15 protein-coding genes are annotated in these 15,268 nt (G+C 37.7%); 10 read left to right on the top strand and 5 right to left on the bottom strand.

Features of this window, described 5'->3' with window-relative positions:
* The first annotated feature begins 92 nt into the window (after nucleotides 1-92).
* Nucleotides 93-602 carry a Rid family hydrolase gene (locus tag ACSBFT_RS07605; RefSeq protein WP_489604136.1) on the top strand — a complete coding sequence of 170 codons (510 nt, stop codon included), beginning with the start codon at nucleotides 93-95 and terminating at the stop codon, nucleotides 600-602.
* A gap of 498 nt (nucleotides 603-1,100) precedes the next feature.
* On the opposite strand, the gene ACSBFT_RS07600 is transcribed toward ACSBFT_RS07605, so the two are convergent.
* Nucleotides 1,101-2,252: an FAD-dependent oxidoreductase gene (locus ACSBFT_RS07600; protein WP_463046776.1), complete on the bottom strand. Its 1,152-nt coding sequence runs from the start codon at nucleotides 2,250-2,252 to the stop codon at nucleotides 1,101-1,103.
* A gap of 500 nt (nucleotides 2,253-2,752) precedes the next feature.
* On the opposite strand from ACSBFT_RS07600, the gene recN reads away from it, so the two are divergent.
* Genes recN through ACSBFT_RS07580 form a run of 4 tightly spaced genes read left to right on the top strand, consistent with a single transcriptional unit; the run spans nucleotide 2,753 to nucleotide 5,854 of the window.
* On the top strand, nucleotides 2,753-4,405 hold the full coding sequence (gene recN, locus ACSBFT_RS07595) for a DNA repair protein RecN (protein WP_489604135.1): 1,653 nt from the start codon (nucleotides 2,753-2,755) through the stop codon (nucleotides 4,403-4,405).
* Between the two features lie 9 nt (nucleotides 4,406-4,414).
* On the top strand, nucleotides 4,415-4,834 hold the full coding sequence (locus ACSBFT_RS07590; RefSeq protein ID WP_489604134.1) for a hypothetical protein: 420 nt from the start codon (nucleotides 4,415-4,417) through the stop codon (nucleotides 4,832-4,834).
* Nucleotides 4,827-5,450 carry an SCO family protein gene (locus tag ACSBFT_RS07585; protein ID WP_463046779.1) on the top strand — a complete coding sequence of 208 codons (624 nt, stop codon included), beginning with the start codon at nucleotides 4,827-4,829 and terminating at the stop codon, nucleotides 5,448-5,450. The genes ACSBFT_RS07590 and ACSBFT_RS07585 overlap by 8 nt, the downstream gene beginning before the upstream one ends.
* On the top strand, nucleotides 5,447-5,854 hold the full coding sequence (locus tag ACSBFT_RS07580) for a c-type cytochrome (RefSeq protein ID WP_489604133.1): 408 nt from the start codon (nucleotides 5,447-5,449) through the stop codon (nucleotides 5,852-5,854). The genes ACSBFT_RS07585 and ACSBFT_RS07580 overlap by 4 nt, the downstream gene beginning before the upstream one ends.
* A gap of 2 nt (nucleotides 5,855-5,856) precedes the next feature.
* Here ACSBFT_RS07580 and lptC read toward each other — a convergent pair whose 3' ends face one another.
* From lptC to ACSBFT_RS07560, 4 genes are all read right to left on the bottom strand, one after another.
* Nucleotides 5,857-6,423 carry an LPS export ABC transporter periplasmic protein LptC gene (gene lptC, locus ACSBFT_RS07575; protein WP_463046781.1) on the bottom strand — a complete coding sequence of 189 codons (567 nt, stop codon included), beginning with the start codon at nucleotides 6,421-6,423 and terminating at the stop codon, nucleotides 5,857-5,859.
* A 15-nt stretch (nucleotides 6,424-6,438) separates the two neighbouring features.
* Entirely contained in the window at nucleotides 6,439-7,734 is a 1,296-nt protein-coding gene (gene bamG, locus ACSBFT_RS07570; RefSeq protein WP_463046782.1) for a BamG family beta-barrel-assembly machinery protein, read from the bottom strand.
* The gene (locus ACSBFT_RS07565; protein ID WP_489604132.1) at nucleotides 7,706-8,437 is read right to left on the bottom strand and encodes a type III pantothenate kinase; all 732 of its coding nucleotides are present in this window, start codon (nucleotides 8,435-8,437) and stop codon (nucleotides 7,706-7,708) included. Before ACSBFT_RS07565 ends, bamG begins: the two co-directional genes overlap by 29 nt.
* Nucleotides 8,438-8,520: 83 nt before the next feature.
* Nucleotides 8,521-9,750 carry an MFS transporter gene (locus ACSBFT_RS07560; protein WP_489604131.1) on the bottom strand — a complete coding sequence of 410 codons (1,230 nt, stop codon included), beginning with the start codon at nucleotides 9,748-9,750 and terminating at the stop codon, nucleotides 8,521-8,523.
* A 292-nt stretch (nucleotides 9,751-10,042) separates the two neighbouring features.
* Here ACSBFT_RS07560 and ACSBFT_RS07555 point away from each other — a divergent pair, with 292 nt between their 5' ends.
* From ACSBFT_RS07555 to ACSBFT_RS07535, 5 genes are all read left to right on the top strand, one after another.
* A complete protein-coding gene (locus tag ACSBFT_RS07555; RefSeq protein ID WP_489604130.1) occupies nucleotides 10,043-11,251 on the top strand; it encodes a Gfo/Idh/MocA family protein in 1,209 nt (402 codons plus the stop codon).
* 16 nt (nucleotides 11,252-11,267) lie between these two features.
* Nucleotides 11,268-11,753: a GNAT family N-acetyltransferase gene (locus ACSBFT_RS07550; RefSeq protein ID WP_463046785.1), complete on the top strand. Its 486-nt coding sequence runs from the start codon at nucleotides 11,268-11,270 to the stop codon at nucleotides 11,751-11,753.
* A gap of 34 nt (nucleotides 11,754-11,787) precedes the next feature.
* Nucleotides 11,788-12,933 carry a Gfo/Idh/MocA family protein gene (locus ACSBFT_RS07545; protein ID WP_489604129.1) on the top strand — a complete coding sequence of 382 codons (1,146 nt, stop codon included), beginning with the start codon at nucleotides 11,788-11,790 and terminating at the stop codon, nucleotides 12,931-12,933.
* A 51-nt stretch (nucleotides 12,934-12,984) separates the two neighbouring features.
* The gene (locus tag ACSBFT_RS07540; protein WP_489604128.1) at nucleotides 12,985-14,040 is read left to right on the top strand and encodes a sugar phosphate isomerase/epimerase family protein; all 1,056 of its coding nucleotides are present in this window, start codon (nucleotides 12,985-12,987) and stop codon (nucleotides 14,038-14,040) included.
* Between the two features lie 478 nt (nucleotides 14,041-14,518).
* Nucleotides 14,519-14,857 (top strand): P-II family nitrogen regulator, encoded by a 339-nt coding sequence (locus tag ACSBFT_RS07535; RefSeq protein WP_489604127.1) that lies wholly within the window; start codon nucleotides 14,519-14,521, stop codon nucleotides 14,855-14,857.
* Nucleotides 14,858-15,268 lie beyond the last annotated feature (411 nt).

Raw genomic sequence — 15,268 nt, 5'->3', positions numbered from 1 at the left:
TGCTCGAAATTACTGTCAAAAATTCTTTACTCAGAACTTTATTTTACTATGTTTGAGTATTCTAATTTAATTATCTGAAAAATAAAAATATAATGAAATTTAATATTGTTAAAGTGAAAAAAATCAGCATATTGTTAATATTCGTGTGTTTTTTTACTAATAAGGTTTCTGGGCAGTTGGCAATTTTAAAAGGACCAGAATGGTCTATTATTTCTAGAACTGCTGAGCTACCTTCAGGAGCTTCACTTTTCTTTACGAGCGGGATGACGGCTTCCGCACTAAATGCAGATTTGGCAGACGGCATTTATGAAAAATATGGTAATACAGAGACTCAATCTTTAAACATTCTGGAGCAAATTAAGAGCACCATAGAAGAGGAAGGTTTAGAGATGTCTGATGTGTTTGCCATGAAGGTTTACGTTTCTGCAGATTCTAAAACTGGTCAGTACGATTTTTCTGGTTGGAACAACGCCTATAATCGTTTTTTCGGGACAGATGATAATCCTTCAAAGCCAGTTAGGGCTACGGTGGGTGTATCTACTTTAGTCAACCCTCATAAATTCATAGAAATAGAGGTTATCGCCTCGAAAAAGCAAATGTAGATTTTGCTTTAAGACCTGTCAAAACGCTTAAGAAACTAGGCGATAGGCTTATGCGATAAAGCTTGTCATTTTTTGATAAGCTAAATGCCCATCTTTTAATTAAAAACTTCGCCCTTTATGAGCATCTGGAGGTTTCTCCGGATGCTTTATTTTAAATAAACCCTATTAAAACGGATCAGTTGGAATAAATCACATTGGTTCTTAGGCTATTGAACGGCAGAATTTGACAAATCATAAGCATATTGGCTCCGAAGTAACTAAAGACCCTCGCTTCGCTTATGCCTCATTTGAAGCGTTCGCTAATCCTCATAAAAACATAAAACCTTTTATGACTCTTTTAAAGGAGGTTAGTCACTTGATCCGATGGTGTTTTTTTTAAGTATATAATTCCTTTCGAACCTCAGCAATATATTATGATTGAAAAATAGCTTTCCCTAAACAAAAAGTGACACACCTAAGCCAAGATGTGCCACTTTAAAAAGAAGATTCAAAAAAGGATTAACCTTTCATCTCTCTCATAACTTCAGAAAGTACGTCTACCCATTCTTCGGTTAATTGACGGTTTGGGGTGGTGTCCCAGCTTTTCTCTATACCGCTTCCGCCTAAGTAAATACCATCTTTTCTGGTGATGAAATAAGCTCCATCTGTGGCAAGTTTATAGTTTACTTCTGTTTGAGGTACCAAACAAGACAGCTGGCCAGAGATTGGATAAAGCTCTTCATCATTAAAAATTGCTTTGGCACCTAAGCCCATACAGTTTACCACTACTTTCTGGCTAAGGGCATCTATATCTTCTAACGATTTGATAGCCTTTATTTCAAGCTTTCCACCTCTTACCAAAAAGTTATTCAGATGAAAGTTCAAGTAGCTAGGGATATTGAAGATCATATTACTCCTTCTTCTCACATAATCAGCTTTAAAAGGATGGTCTTTAGACGAAAGTGTTTTCCAATCTGGTGATAAGCCATCCATATGAAACATCTCGTGTCCGCCACTAAGGCTGGTTTCAGAAGGTTTGGTTTTCCTAATGGTATATTCGTCTCCCCAATCTACGATATCGTTCAGCCCTAAGCTCATTTGCATTCTTTTAAAAGAAAAAGCACAAGCATCTTCCCAGTTTGCTTTGATAGTAGGATTTATTTTATTTTCAGCACATACCCTTGAGGCTGGAGACCAAGTTCCTGTAGCCAAGTTAGAAGTGACATTTGGCGGTACGTCTTTGGCGTAGATGGTGACATTATAACCACTTTCTTGTAGTAAAGTGGCAGTGGCTATCCCCACAGTGCCGCATCCTAGCAAAGCTATATTTTTTTCGTTGGTGGTTTGTACCAACTTCCTTGCTTGATTTCCGGTACCCCATGAAAGCGACCAGCCACTTCCGCCATGTCCATAATTATGAACAATGGTTTTATGATTAAGCATCTCTTTTTCTACCCTTGGACCAGACTCTCTAAAAGGTCTCAAACCTACAGTTTCTTTGATGATTCGGTCTGTAGACAGTTTCAGTTTTGGAATGTGGTTGAACCCTTTATTAATATAGAAATTTTTGTCTCCATATAATTTAGGACCGGGAGCACAGGATGTTAATCCTTGCTGGCCCAAAACCAATCCTGTTAGTCCTGCCTTTAGAAAAAATGATCTTCTTTTCATGTTATAGTATTGCTTTAATGATTACGAATTGGTCGAAATTACTGCCAATGATGGCTTATTCAAAAGTATATTTCATAATATGTTGATTACTCAGATTTATTATCTGATAAATAATAATATACTGAAACTTAATATTGTTAAAGTGAAAAAGTGCAATATTGTGTCGATGTCAGTGTGCTATTTTTGTAGCTAAATATTGACTATTCTTAAAGAACTAGAATGGTCTATTATTTTCAGAATTGGCGATCTGAAAGCTGGTTAGTATCATTTATCTGCTTGCAGTAAAACCGATAAACCTTTTTTCGGCACAGATGATAATCCTTCAAAGCCGGTTAGGGTGATGTACACCCTCATAAATTCAAGGGAATAGCGGTTATAGTACAAAAAAAGCCAAGTTAGGTTTTGCTAAAAACTTTGGCCTAAACTATTAAGAAATTAGGCTATAAGCTTTTGTTATCGAGCTTGTCAATGACTAGTTTTGCAGACAAGTAAAATGTGTCATGCTAGCTCACCTTCTAATAAAAAATTACGCCCTTATTGAGCATCTGGAAATTTCTCCTGATGCCCATTTAAATATTATTACTGGAGAAACGGGTGCCGGTAAATCTATCATGCTAGGAGCGTTGGGCTTACTCATGGGTAACAGGGCAGACTCTAAAGCTCTTTACAGTGAGGAAAGAAAGTGTTTCATAGAAGGTACCTTTGATATAGGAGCCTATAAGCTTTCAGAGTTGTTTAAATCTGCAGATTTAGATTACGAAAACCCTTGTATTATAAGAAGGGAAATAGCTCCATCTGGTAAGTCCAGAGCATTTATTAATGACTCTCCTGTTACACTGGATGTGCTAAAAAAAATAAGTGAAAAACTTCTGGACGTTCACTCTCAGCACGATTCCATCCTTTTAGGAGATTCCGATTACCAGTTGGATTTGATTGATGCTTATGCAGGCAATGAAGCTCTCTTACAAGCCTATGCCACAGACTTTAAGGCATATAGGAAGGCGAAAAAAGAACTGAACTTATTGGAAGAGGAGTCTATTAACCTGAAAAAGGAATTTGATTATAATAATTTCCTTTTTGAAGAATTGGTAGAAGCTAAACTAAAGGAAGACGAGTTAGAAATAGCAGAAGAGCAGTTGGCTGTCTTAGAAAACGCAGAGGAGGTCAAACTCAAATTAAGCCAGGTTTCTGCCATTTTAAATCACCCAGAGCAGTCTCTCATTTCTGCCATTCAAGATGCCGGAACACAGCTGACGGGCATTGTGAAATATGCAGGAGCCTACGGAGAATTAAAGAAGAGGCTTCAAAGTGTTCAAGTAGAACTTTCTGATATCGCGGAAGAGATAGAGAAGTTTGAAGAGGAGGTGGAGTATAATCCAGAGCAGATAGAACTACTTAAAGGTAGATTAGACTTGATTTTTAGGCTACAGCAGAAGCATGGTGTCAAAACCATTTTGGAGCTTGTTGCCATCAAAAATAGTCTAGAGGAGAAAGTTCAAGATGTACTCAACTTTGACGACAAGTTGGGTCAACTTAAAAAGATTTTAGAAGCGGCCGAAAAAGAGGTTTTAAAAAGTGGTGCCTTGCTGTCTAAGAAGAGGCTCTCGATAAAACCAGAATTGGAGAAAAGAGTGGTGGCCCTTTTGCAAGAGCTAGGTATTCCCAATGCTGACTTTAACATAGAAAGGGAAGAGCAGGCCGTAGATAAAAGTGGACTAGATAAAGTTCAATTTTTGTTTTCTGCCAACAAAGGTTTTGCCCTTCAGGGTTTAAGAAAAGTAGCTTCAGGAGGCGAGTTTTCTAGACTAATGCTGGTTTTGAAATATATTTTGGCAGAGAAAACAGCCATGCCTTCCATCATCTTTGATGAAATAGACACGGGTATTTCTGGCGAAGTGGCCATGAAAATGGGTCAAATGATGCGTCAAATGAGCCAAAACATGCAAGTGATGGCCATTACACACTTGCATCAAATTGCAGGAAAAGGTACCAGCCATTTCTTTGTGTATAAAAACGACACGGCCGAAAGAACCGTAAGTAGTATTAAGAAATTAGAAGAAAACGAGCGTATTCTGGAGATAGCTAAAATGATAGGCGGAGAGAATCCGTCTGATAGCTCTATTCAAAGTGCCTTAGAATTATTACAACAATAGTATATAAAAATGATGAAAAACTTTTTTGGATTTGTGGCTTTATTTAGTCTTTTGGTAGCTTGCGGTCCAAGTCAGCAAGATGTAAAAATAGAGTCGCTTTATACGGAGCTCATGGAAGGTCATGATGCGATAATGCCTCAAAGCATGCAATTGCCTAAGTTAAAAGCTAAGGTTTTAGAAAGTGTAGCGGGTTTGGAGGATTCAGATTCTCTAAAAATTACAGCGACAGAAATAGGACGAACGCTTATGGTAGCTAATGAAGACATGTATACTTGGATGGAGGATTTTGGTACAGCCATGAACGACGTGGAAGATAAAGCGGAGAAAATTAAGCTATATGAAGGTTTAAACGACAAAATAAAAGCGATTGAAACGGATACAAAGTCTTCCATGGAAACAGCCAAAACATTTATAGCAGAGCATGAGTAAATTATTGGTTTTAGCCTTTTTAGCCGTCGGTTTATTGTCTTGTAATGTAGAGGAAGCCTCTTTACCTGTTTTAGGAAGAACTACGGTGGACGACGCCGGAAACGAAGTACCTCATCAAATCGCAGACTTTAAGTTTACCAATCAATACGGTGAGCCTGTGACCAATGAGAATTTGGATGGGAAAGTATATGTTTCAGACTTCTTTTTTACTTCTTGCCCAACCATCTGTCCAGTCATGAAATCCCAAATGTTGAGGATTTATGAGCATTTTGAAGGGAACGACCGTGTGGCCATTCTTTCTCACACCATAGACCCTTACCATGATTCTGTTCAGGTATTGCACGACTATGCAGTGGCTTTAGGCGTGACAGGTAAAAAATGGCAGTTTGTCACAGGCGATCAAGAGGAAATATATAGTATGGCTGAAAAATCTTATATGGTGACAGCAGCGGAAGATACGCTGGCACCTGAAGAAACGGGAGGCTTTATTCACTCTGGAGCTTTTATGCTGGTAGATGGAAAAAGGCATGTGAGAGGCGTTTATGATGGTACTGTAGCGGATCAGGTCAGTCAGCTTATCAGAGATATAGAATTACTTTTAAAAGAAGAAGATTGAGGAAAATAGTCGGTTTAGTTGCAGTTTTAGGTGGTTTGGTTTCTTGTACAGATTCAGATACCATGGAGTATGAAAAATACTTGGTCAATGGTGAGTTAATGTATCAGCAAAACTGTGCCAATTGCCACGGTGCTCAAGGTGAAGGTTTAAGGAATTTATATCCGCCGTTGGCGAACAATGAGCATTTGAAAGATACCGAACAAATAATTTGCATTATTAAAAACGGAGCATCTGGCAAAGTGGAGGTTAATGGGCAAACTTATGACCAAGCCATGCCAGCCAATCCTAAAATTTATAATCTAGATTTGGCTCAACTAAGTACATATCTTAAAAAAGCTTTCTTAAACAGCGATGAAATGGTTAAGGTGTCGATGGTAGAGCAGAGTTTAGAAAACTGCAAGTAGGTTTACTTTAAAACTCTTGATTGTGTGGTGTCTGGCTGGGTTATAAGGGAATCTACTTTGAAAAAGCCTGTAATTCCTCCAATAAATTTATAGGTGCTAAAATCTTGTGCGGCTTCCATGCCATTGCCAATCAGCTGGTCGGTAGGCGTGTTTACCTGCACTTTTTTATTACTGTAGACTTTTTTCTTCTTAGGGTTCCAGATCAGTTCATTGGTAGAAAGACTTTGTTGTTCTTCTCTATTATAGAAAAAAACATTGCCCATGATTACGTAGTGGTCTTCACTTTTAATGTATCGAGCACTATCTCCTCTTAAAGAACTGTATTCTACGGCGTCTTTATTTATAAAATTGACATACACGGCTTTAGGATAGTATTCGTCCTCGTTTTGCATTTTTTCCTGTACAGCAGTTGACATTTTAACCGCCACCCTTCCAGAGTCCGAATAGGCTATGGCCATGTCGTTTACGACCATAATGGGGCCGGTATAAAGAAAAGGCGTCTTTTCTTCCTCTTCTTGTTGGCATGAAGCCAATAAGCCCAATAAGAAAGGAAACATTAGCCAACGCATAAGCAAAACAGTTAATTAGTCAATTCTAGGCTTAATAAACCACGGGCTTAATAAACTCATACTGGCAGAAAAACGCACATATTTTTCCTGTACCAAGTTATTAGCGGTAGTTCCTCTACTTCCTAAGGCAATGCCTAAATTCACGTAACTTGGGTTTCTAAAGCCCATAGGAAGAGATAGACCCATTGTGAATCTATTATCCTTTACTTTGATGTTATTAATGAAATAAGGCGTATCTCCAGTAGCAAAACCCACTCGATAGAAAACTTGATTATAGTATTTGGTTGAAGAAGAGTTTGGAAGCCACTCTATACCAAATTTATATTCTTGAGTGTTTGTCAAATATTTAGCTGATTCTTTATCTAAAGCAGTATGCTTCGACCACTGTGTGGTGTGATAATCTGCCGCAAAAACCCAATTGAAAGGACTTTCAAAGCTAATTCCAACCCTGTATTGTGGTGGGGTAGAAGCACTAATGTTGGTTAAAGAAATGGTGTCAGGAACACTGACTAAAACGGCACCGTCTCCGGTGTCGGCGTAGTTACCAAAGGTTTTAAGTAAATCACCTTTAAGCGTACTTGATAATTCAGCAGAACCACCTACGTTAAATCGCCATTTCTCAGAAATTTTAGTTTGGTATGCAGCTCCAACTTTTAGAGATGCCCCTTTAAGTGTAATTCTAGAACTATTACGTAATTGGTTTGAAGCTAAGCCGAAAAGGTAACTGCTGCTGTCTTTCGTTATGGTTCCAAAATTATATGCTCCTTCGACACCTAGATAGAATTTTTCTTTAATTCTAAAGGAGTTGACATAGGATATTCTAGAAATACCGCCTGAGTTGGAATTGATATAATTCACGGTCTCATTAGGAGAACCCGTTATGCTCTCTGTGTATTGAGAACTATAGTCAACCATGCTGTACGGTCTAAGAGCCACAGCCATGGCCCAGTTGGCATTAATAGGTGTGGTTAAAGAAAGGTGACTTAAGTTCATCCCTAAATCGTACTGCGTAGCATTAGAAGTATTAATGGTTCTTGAGTTTCCTTTTAAACCCAAGTCAAAAGCCACATATTTTAAGCCCGAAGCTACCCTGTTCTTAACCAGAAGAGCCGGGTTAATTAGGTTTACATAAAAAGCATTTGAGAAAGAAGCACCTGTGCCTCCCATCATATCTTGTGATGCTGAACTTGGTTCTGACAGTTCTCCATATCCAAATACCGAGTAAGGTGTATTACCTTGACCTTGGGAAAATACGTTCTGAATAGTGAAAAGTAAAATGAGACTACTTAGTAAAGTTTTTGTTCTCAGCATTATGTATTAATATTCTGTTTAGTCCTTCAAGGACCAGATTTGAAGCCGCAAATGTCGTATAATTAATCTGACTTTCAAAAAAAACGGCATCTCCTCCGCCTATTATAATTTTTAATCCTTCCTTTTCTTGATACCTAGAAATAAGTCCGTTTATCTCTGCCGCCATTCCATTTACCACGCCACTCTTCATACAGCTCTCTGTGGAAGTGCCTATTAAGTCTGGAATGCCATCTGCATTAATTAACGGCAGTTTTTTAGTGAAAGTGTGTAGAGCTTTAAACCGCATCTGCAAACCTGGAGAAATTATTCCTCCCTTAAAAACGCCCTCCTTTGTTAAGTAATCGTACTTTATGGCGGTTCCCATTTCAATAATCAAACAGTTTTCGTTTGGAAAAAGATAGAAAGCACCCACTGCGGCCGCTATTCTGTCATATCCCAATGTGCTCGGCGTTTCATATCCATTTTTAATTGGAATTTCACTGTGATGCGAAAGAATATGCTTAGACTCAAAGTCTTTAAAAATGAACTCTAATTCTTCCGTAGATTTGGTAACCGAGCAAATGATAATTTTTTCAGGTTTAACTTTATTTAAGGTTTGAGCAATCTTTTTAACACTTAAGCCTCTTTCCAAAGAGGTCATCTTAAGGCCGTCAAAAAAGGCTAGTTTCCCTAAAGTATTTCCTAAATCAATTATCGCGTTCATTTACATTACGTCTTTAAAGAAATAAAAGCACCCTAACTTTTAAAAGAAAGGGTGCTTTTGTTTAAAATGCTTTCGTATTTATATTAAGCATCAACTGTTTTAGAGCTGCTTTTTTGCCAGAAAAATAATATCGTAAAAGCGACTATCAATATAATTGGGAAAGTCATCATTGTAGTTAATGTGGCTTGTCCGGCAGCTAAATCAAGCTCTGCTCCTGTAAGACCAAGTGCACTTTGCTCTGCAATGTCACTGTCTATCCAGCCACCTATAAATGGTTGGAATATAGCAGTTGAGAACATACCTATACCACCGATGATCGACATGCCTAAAGCTCCACTTTTTGGTATTTTGGCTGCTACAAAACCAATCATAGTTGGCCAGAAGAAAGCCACACCTAAAGCAAAGAAAATAGCCGCAACATAAGCCATTGCACCAGTTTGCGTGCTGAATAAGTAGATTCCTAATGTAGCTAACACCGCTCCACCTAGTAAAACACCTGTTTGCCCAAGAACTTTTGTAACTGGACCTCCAAAAAACCTTAAAACAGCCATAAGTCCTGCGGTTAAAGCAAGAATTAACATTGGCTTAGCTCCAGAGCTCTCCATAATTAAACCTGTCCATTTTTGTGGACCAAATTCTGTAATTGCTGTTAAAGCCATACAAGCAAATATGAAGACGAATAACCAACTCCACATGGCCTTAAAGTTTCCGGTCAACGAACCAGCTTGCTCACTTTTACTTTCTGGGAATGCTTGACCTCTAAATAGGAAGAAATAGATAAGAGCAGGAATTGGAATTAACCAAAACTGACTCTGCCAAGATAATCCCAGGTTAGTCATTAATTCTGAAATTAAAGCCCCTAAGAAAATTCCACCAGGGAACCACATATGAAAACGGTTTAGCATCTTGTTTCTAGTGTCTCCTTCATAGGTATCTGCAATCATAGGATTACAGGCAGCCTCAGTACATCCACAACCTATACCCATAAGAAGATTAGAGAAAAGAAGCATAGCGTAACTAGCGTCAGTAACAAAGTAAATAGCATATAATGTAAGTGCAGCACCTACAAAGTGACTGACAAACGCAATTTGCATGATTTTTTTAGGCCCGATAGAGTGGTAAATTAAACCACCAATAATCATAGCGATAGGAAAACCAAAAAACCATAAAGAGTTTATGTAACCTAGATTTTCGGCTGTGTAGCCAAGGTCTGTACCTAATTGTTTAAGTGTACCAGCACTAATGCTGAAAGAGAATGCCGTAGTAATCAGGGCAAAACAGCTGGCTAAAAAGAGTTTTTTATCATTTACCATTTTGTGATATTAGATTAGGGTTGATTATATGAGTCGTAAAAATAGTTTTTTTGGCTTTCCATCAAAAGATAATTGTCAAAATTGTACAAATCAATTTTCCTTATCAAAAATAGCTTTAAGCTGTTTGTATGAAATATTTCCTTTTGTTTTTTGAATCGATGGGATAAATATTTTACAGTTTAATTTGCCCGTATTTTGGAGAAAAAATTTGGACTGTTTAATTTGAGGTGTCGTTATGATTTTCCTTAAATTGCAACGCGATTTTATCAATTGAAACCCTAAAAAGGAATAAATGAATAGAAAAATAAGGATGGGTATGATAGGTGGCTCATTGGAGGCATTTATTGGTGCGGTACATAGAAGAGGAGCTGCGTTAGATGGAGAGGTGGAGTTGGTGTGTGGAGCTTTTAGCTCCAATCCAGAAAAGTCAAAAGCTACGGGAGAGGCTTTGTATTTAGATGAAAGCCGAGTTTATGGCTCTTATGAGGAGATGATTTTGAAGGAAAAAGAACTTCCAGAAGGTGAAAGAATGGACTTTGTGTCTATTGTAGTTCCTAATCATGTTCATTTTCCTGCGGCAAAATTTGCCCTAGAAAACGGTTTTCCAGTATTGATGGATAAACCAGTTACTTTAACCACTCAAGAGGCCAAAGATTTAAAAGTAATATTGGAAGAAACAAAACTTCCTTTTGCCCTTACTCATAATTATACGGCCTATCCCATGGTGAAGGAAGCCAAACATCTCGTTAAAACAGGTGTTATTGGTGAAATCAGAAAGGTGATAGTAGAGTATCCACAGGGTTGGTTGTACCATTTATTAGAAGGTTCTGGTAATAAACAAGCCGACTGGAGAACAGACCCAGAACGATGTGGTGCTGCAGGTGGCGTGGGTGACATAGGAACGCATGCCGAAAACTTGGCAGAGTATATCACGGGTTTAGAGATTACAGAACTTTGTGCAGACCTTACTATTTTTGTGGAAGGAAGAAGGTTAGACGATGACGCCAATATTCTGTTAAGGTTTAATAATGGAGCAAAAGGTGTGCTGCATAATTCTCAAATCTGTCATGGAGAAGAGAATGACCTTAATATTCGTATTTACGGTACGAAGGGTGGTTTAAAGTGGAGACAAATGGAGCCAAATACCTTGGAGCTAACCAATCAAGATACCGGATCAAGAATAATAAGAACTGGAGTAGGCCAGCTTTCTGAACATGCACAGGCACATACACGTCAGCCGGCTGGGCATCCAGAGGGTTATATTGAAACTTTTGCCAGCATTTACAGAAATTTCGCGAAGGCTTTAAGGCATAGAGCAGGACAAGAAGCAGATAAATCTGTTACAGGTGGACTAGGAGGTGGTGCAGCCACAGGTTCTTATAATCCTGAGATATATGATTACCCTGGTATAGAAGAAGGCTTAAGGGGGATGGGTTTCATTCAAACGGTAGTGAAATCGGCAAATGATGATACCATTAAATGGACTAAGTTTGAAATCTAAGTGACTCGCATTAGAAATGGATATTGAAATTAGACAAGCTGAGATTTTAGATTTACCAGATATTAAAGCTTTGTTTGTCAATACAGTTAAGAAATGCTGTTCGAAGGATTATAGTGAGCGTGAAATTCAAATTTGGTGTGATGCTGTAAATCATGAAGAAAGGTGGGAGAGTGCCATCAAAGACCAGTATTTTGTTTTAGCATGGCATAACGACGACTTATTAGGTTTTGCATCTCTGGAAAAGACAAACTTAGATAATAAAGGATACTTAGATTTTATGTTTGTTCATGCCGAACATCAAAGAAAAGGTATAGCCAAGAGGCTTTTGAAGGAAATAAATGATGAGGCAAAGTCACGAGGATTAACGCAGATTGAGAGTGACGTGAGTGTTTCTGCATTTATGTTTTTTAAAAGAAATGGCTTTTTAAGTTTTAGAAAAAACTCGAATACTAAAGAAGACGGAGTTGAATTACTCAACTATCGAATGACCAAGAATTTATAAATAACCATAACCGGCCTAGGGGCCTTAGTTAAAAATGTCAAAAATTAAAGTAGGAGTAGTAGGTACGGGGTTCATAGGGCCTGCACATATAGAAGCTTTGAGGAGATTGCCAAACGTAGAAGTGGTGGCTTTGTGCGAAGTGACCCAAGAATTAGCAGATAAGAAAGCCGCAGAATTAGGGATAGCTGTAGGTTGCACTTTTGAGAACCTTCTTAAAATGGACGAAATTCAGTGTATTCATATCTGTACACCAAATTTCCTTCACTATTCACAGTCAAAAGCCGCTTTAGAGGCTGGTAAGCATGTGGTATGTGAGAAGCCATTAGCAAAAGATTTACATGAGGCAGAAGAATTGGTAGAAATAGCGGCTAAATCTGGTCTTGTAAATGCGGTTCATTTTAATTTGAGATATTACCCTATGGTACGTCAAATGAAAGTGTTGCGTGAGAAAGGGGAGTTAGGAGAGGTGTTTTCTATCATCGGTTCTTATTTGCAAGATTGGCTGTACTTTAATACGGATTATAACTGGAGATTGGAGCCAGATAAGTCTGGTGACTCTAGGGCCATTGCCGACATTGGGTCGCATTTAATGGATATCATTGAATATGTGACTGGTCTAAAGACAGTAGAACTTATGGCAGACTTTAACACGGTGCACGATGTAAGAAAGAAGCCGAAAAAAGCCATTGCTACCTATTCTGGTGAAGCGTTAGGACCAGATGATTATGAAGATGTAAACATTACTACCGAAGATCACGCCAATGTATTACTTCGTTTTGATAACGGAAATGCAGGTTGTATCACGGTATCTCAGGTTTCTGCAGGTCGTAAGAACCAATTGAAAGTAGAAATATCTGGTTCTAAGAAAACCTTTGCTTTCAATTCTGAAAGACCAAATGAACTTTGGTTGGGGCATAGAGAAAAAGCAAACGAGGTATTGATGAAAGACCCTTCTTTGGTAGCCGATGGTGTACAGAGTGTGGTTTCTTTCCCTGGAGGACATAATGAAGGTTTTCCGGATACCTCGAAGCAACTTTTTAAGGAAGTATATGCGGCTATTGAAGCTGGGAAACAGCCGGAAAATCCTACTTTCCCAACGTTTGCTGATGGTTACAGAGAGCTATTGATTTGTGAAAGAATCTTAGAGAGTCACAGATCTAGAACCTGGACAAAGGTTTAATGGTGCGTAAAGAAGGAAATTATTCAATACTAACATTTAAAAGACATTAAAATGAAAACCATAAAAGGACCTGGTGTTTTTCTTGCACAGTTTCTAGGAGATGATGCTCCGTTTAACTCATTAGACACCCTAGCAGACTACATGGCTGGTAAAGGCTATAAAGGGATTCAGTTGCCAACATGGGATCCTAGAATAATGGATTTGGCCAAAGCTGCGGAATCTAAAACTTACTGCGATGAACTAAAAGGTAAAATGAAGGATAAAGGATTAGAAATCACGGAACTGAGCACGCATTTGCAGGGTCAGTTGGTTGCTTCTCATCCTACTTATAATGCCATGTATGATGCTTTTGGTCCGGCAGAATTAAGTAATAATGAGCCCGCTAGAAGAGCGTGGGCTATACAGCAATGTAAACTAGGAGCCTTGGCTTCTAAAAACTTAGGTTTGACTTCTCATGTAGGTTTTACAGGTGCATTGGCTTGGCCGTTTTTGTACCCATGGCCACAGCGACCATCTGGTCTGATAGAAACTGCTTTCAAAGAATTGGCAGCGAGATGGAAGCCCATTTTAGATGTTTATGACGAGTGTGGCGTAGATTATTGTTATGAGTTGCACCCAGGAGAGGATGTTCATGATGGTACCACTTTTGAAATGTTTTTAGAAGCTTTGGATGGTCATCCTAGGGCTAATATCAACTATGACCCGAGTCATTTTGTGCTTCAAGCCTTAGATTATGTTCAGTTTATTGATTTCTATCACGAAAGGATAAAAGCTTTTCATGTGAAAGATGCGGAATTTAATCCAACAGGTAAGCAAGGTGTTTATAGTGCTTATGCAGGCTGGGCAGATAGAGCAGGACGTTTTCGTTCTTTAGGAGACGGTCAAGTGGATTTCAAAGCCATTTTCAGTAAACTGTCTCAATATGGTTATGATGGCTGGGCGGTTTTAGAATGGGAGTGCTGTATCAAAGATTCTGATCAGGGAGCCACCGAAGGAGCACCATTTATTCAGAGCCATATTATAGAAGTTGTGACTAGAGCTTTTGATGATTTTGCCTCTACAGGGGCAGATGAGGCTGTAAATCGTAGAATTTTAGGTTTAGATTAAAAAAAATATTCTTTCACTAATTAGTTGGTTTTAGGTTTAAAAATTGGCTTACATAAGAAGTGCTTTCTTTTAGGAAGTGCTTCTTTGTATTTTAAGTAGATAATTCTTAATTATTCGAATTTTGATGAGCCGCTATCTTTTGGTAATATCACCATTCTTCTTAATCTTTGCTAGTGAAGAAAACATATAAAATACTGGAAATAAGTGATGTGTGTGTGATATCTTTTGCTTGTTTTGATAATTAGATCAAATGCAGAACATTCTTTCGTTTTTGGCTCAAAGGCAATAATTGTTATTGTAAAATAGGGGTTTACTTCTCGGTATTTCAATTGAACATATCAGATTATAAATTGTATTTTTCATAGCAAATGGTAATCGAATTTAAATTTGCCAAATTGTTTTAATTCCCTTTGAATATTTTTTCTTTACATTTAAAACCAAAATATAATTTTACATTAATTTCAAAATCATAACAAAAATGAAAAAAATAGAAGCCATTGTTCGTAAGTCTAAGTTTTCAGAAGTTCGTGATGCTTTACATGCTGTAGAAGTTAACTTTTTTAGCTACTGGGACGTAACGGGCGTAGGAAACGAAAAAGAAGGCCACATTTATAGAACTATCAGTTATAGCACCACAGACATTCAAAGAAGATATGTGTCTATTGTAGTTTCAGATGAATTCTTGGATAGAACTATTGAGGCTATCACGAAGGCCGCTTATACTGGAAACGTTGGAGATGGTAAAATCTTTGTTTCTGATATGATTGAAACCATTAGAATTCGTACAGGCGAAAAAGGAAAGCCTGCGATTAACTAATTAGGGTAAAATGACTTTTATAAAGAGTAGCTTAGGCTACTCTTTTTTTTTGCAGAATTTTAAATCTAAAAAGTTCGATTTCTTAGAATATTATACTTTTGGGAATTATTTTTTTATTTTTTTTTCTTTCTTAAGGAACCACAATGAGTTGTTAAAGAGGGCTTTAAGTTAGCTATGAAGAGCCATTTCAGGAAATAGTCCAATTTTTAATACTTAAAATAATGTAAGCATAAAATCAATAAAAGTAGAATAAAATTTGGTCAATAATGATTAATGCCATATTATTGCATCACTATTTCGAATTTGAAAGTTTAAAGATAAAGTTCAGTTAGATGTACTTGATTCCAAAAAATATCTTAAATGTTCAAGTTTCGAAAGTGTACAACAAAAGGAGTATCTAAAAATATTAAC

It is taken from the genome of Arcticibacterium sp. SM2516, from assembly GCF_057914865.1.
The sequence above is the reverse complement of the archived record's forward strand: the minus strand, read 5'-3'. Positions and strand labels throughout refer to the sequence as shown.

Bases quoted from the DNA above. Each gene is read 5' to 3' on its own strand.
- ACSBFT_RS07605 (WP_489604136.1), top strand. From the start codon at position 93: ATGAAATTTAATATTGTTAAAGTGAAAAAAATCAGCATATTGTTAATA.
- ACSBFT_RS07600 (WP_463046776.1), bottom strand. From the start codon at position 2,252: ATGAAAAGAAGATCATTTTTTCTAAAGGCAGGACTAACAGGATTGGTT.
- recN (WP_489604135.1), top strand. From the start codon at position 2,753: ATGCTAGCTCACCTTCTAATAAAAAATTACGCCCTTATTGAGCATCTG.
- ACSBFT_RS07590 (WP_489604134.1), top strand. From the start codon at position 4,415: ATGATGAAAAACTTTTTTGGATTTGTGGCTTTATTTAGTCTTTTGGTA.
- ACSBFT_RS07585 (WP_463046779.1), top strand. From the start codon at position 4,827: ATGAGTAAATTATTGGTTTTAGCCTTTTTAGCCGTCGGTTTATTGTCT.
- lptC (WP_463046781.1), bottom strand. From the start codon at position 6,423: ATGCGTTGGCTAATGTTTCCTTTCTTATTGGGCTTATTGGCTTCATGC.
- bamG (WP_463046782.1), bottom strand. From the start codon at position 7,734: ATGCTGAGAACAAAAACTTTACTAAGTAGTCTCATTTTACTTTTCACT.
- ACSBFT_RS07565 (WP_489604132.1), bottom strand. From the start codon at position 8,437: ATGAACGCGATAATTGATTTAGGAAATACTTTAGGGAAACTAGCCTTT.
- ACSBFT_RS07560 (WP_489604131.1), bottom strand. From the start codon at position 9,750: ATGGTAAATGATAAAAAACTCTTTTTAGCCAGCTGTTTTGCCCTGATT.
- ACSBFT_RS07555 (WP_489604130.1), top strand. From the start codon at position 10,043: ATGAATAGAAAAATAAGGATGGGTATGATAGGTGGCTCATTGGAGGCA.
- ACSBFT_RS07550 (WP_463046785.1), top strand. From the start codon at position 11,268: ATGGATATTGAAATTAGACAAGCTGAGATTTTAGATTTACCAGATATT.
- ACSBFT_RS07545 (WP_489604129.1), top strand. From the start codon at position 11,788: ATGTCAAAAATTAAAGTAGGAGTAGTAGGTACGGGGTTCATAGGGCCT.
- ACSBFT_RS07540 (WP_489604128.1), top strand. From the start codon at position 12,985: ATGAAAACCATAAAAGGACCTGGTGTTTTTCTTGCACAGTTTCTAGGA.
- ACSBFT_RS07535 (WP_489604127.1), top strand. From the start codon at position 14,519: ATGAAAAAAATAGAAGCCATTGTTCGTAAGTCTAAGTTTTCAGAAGTT.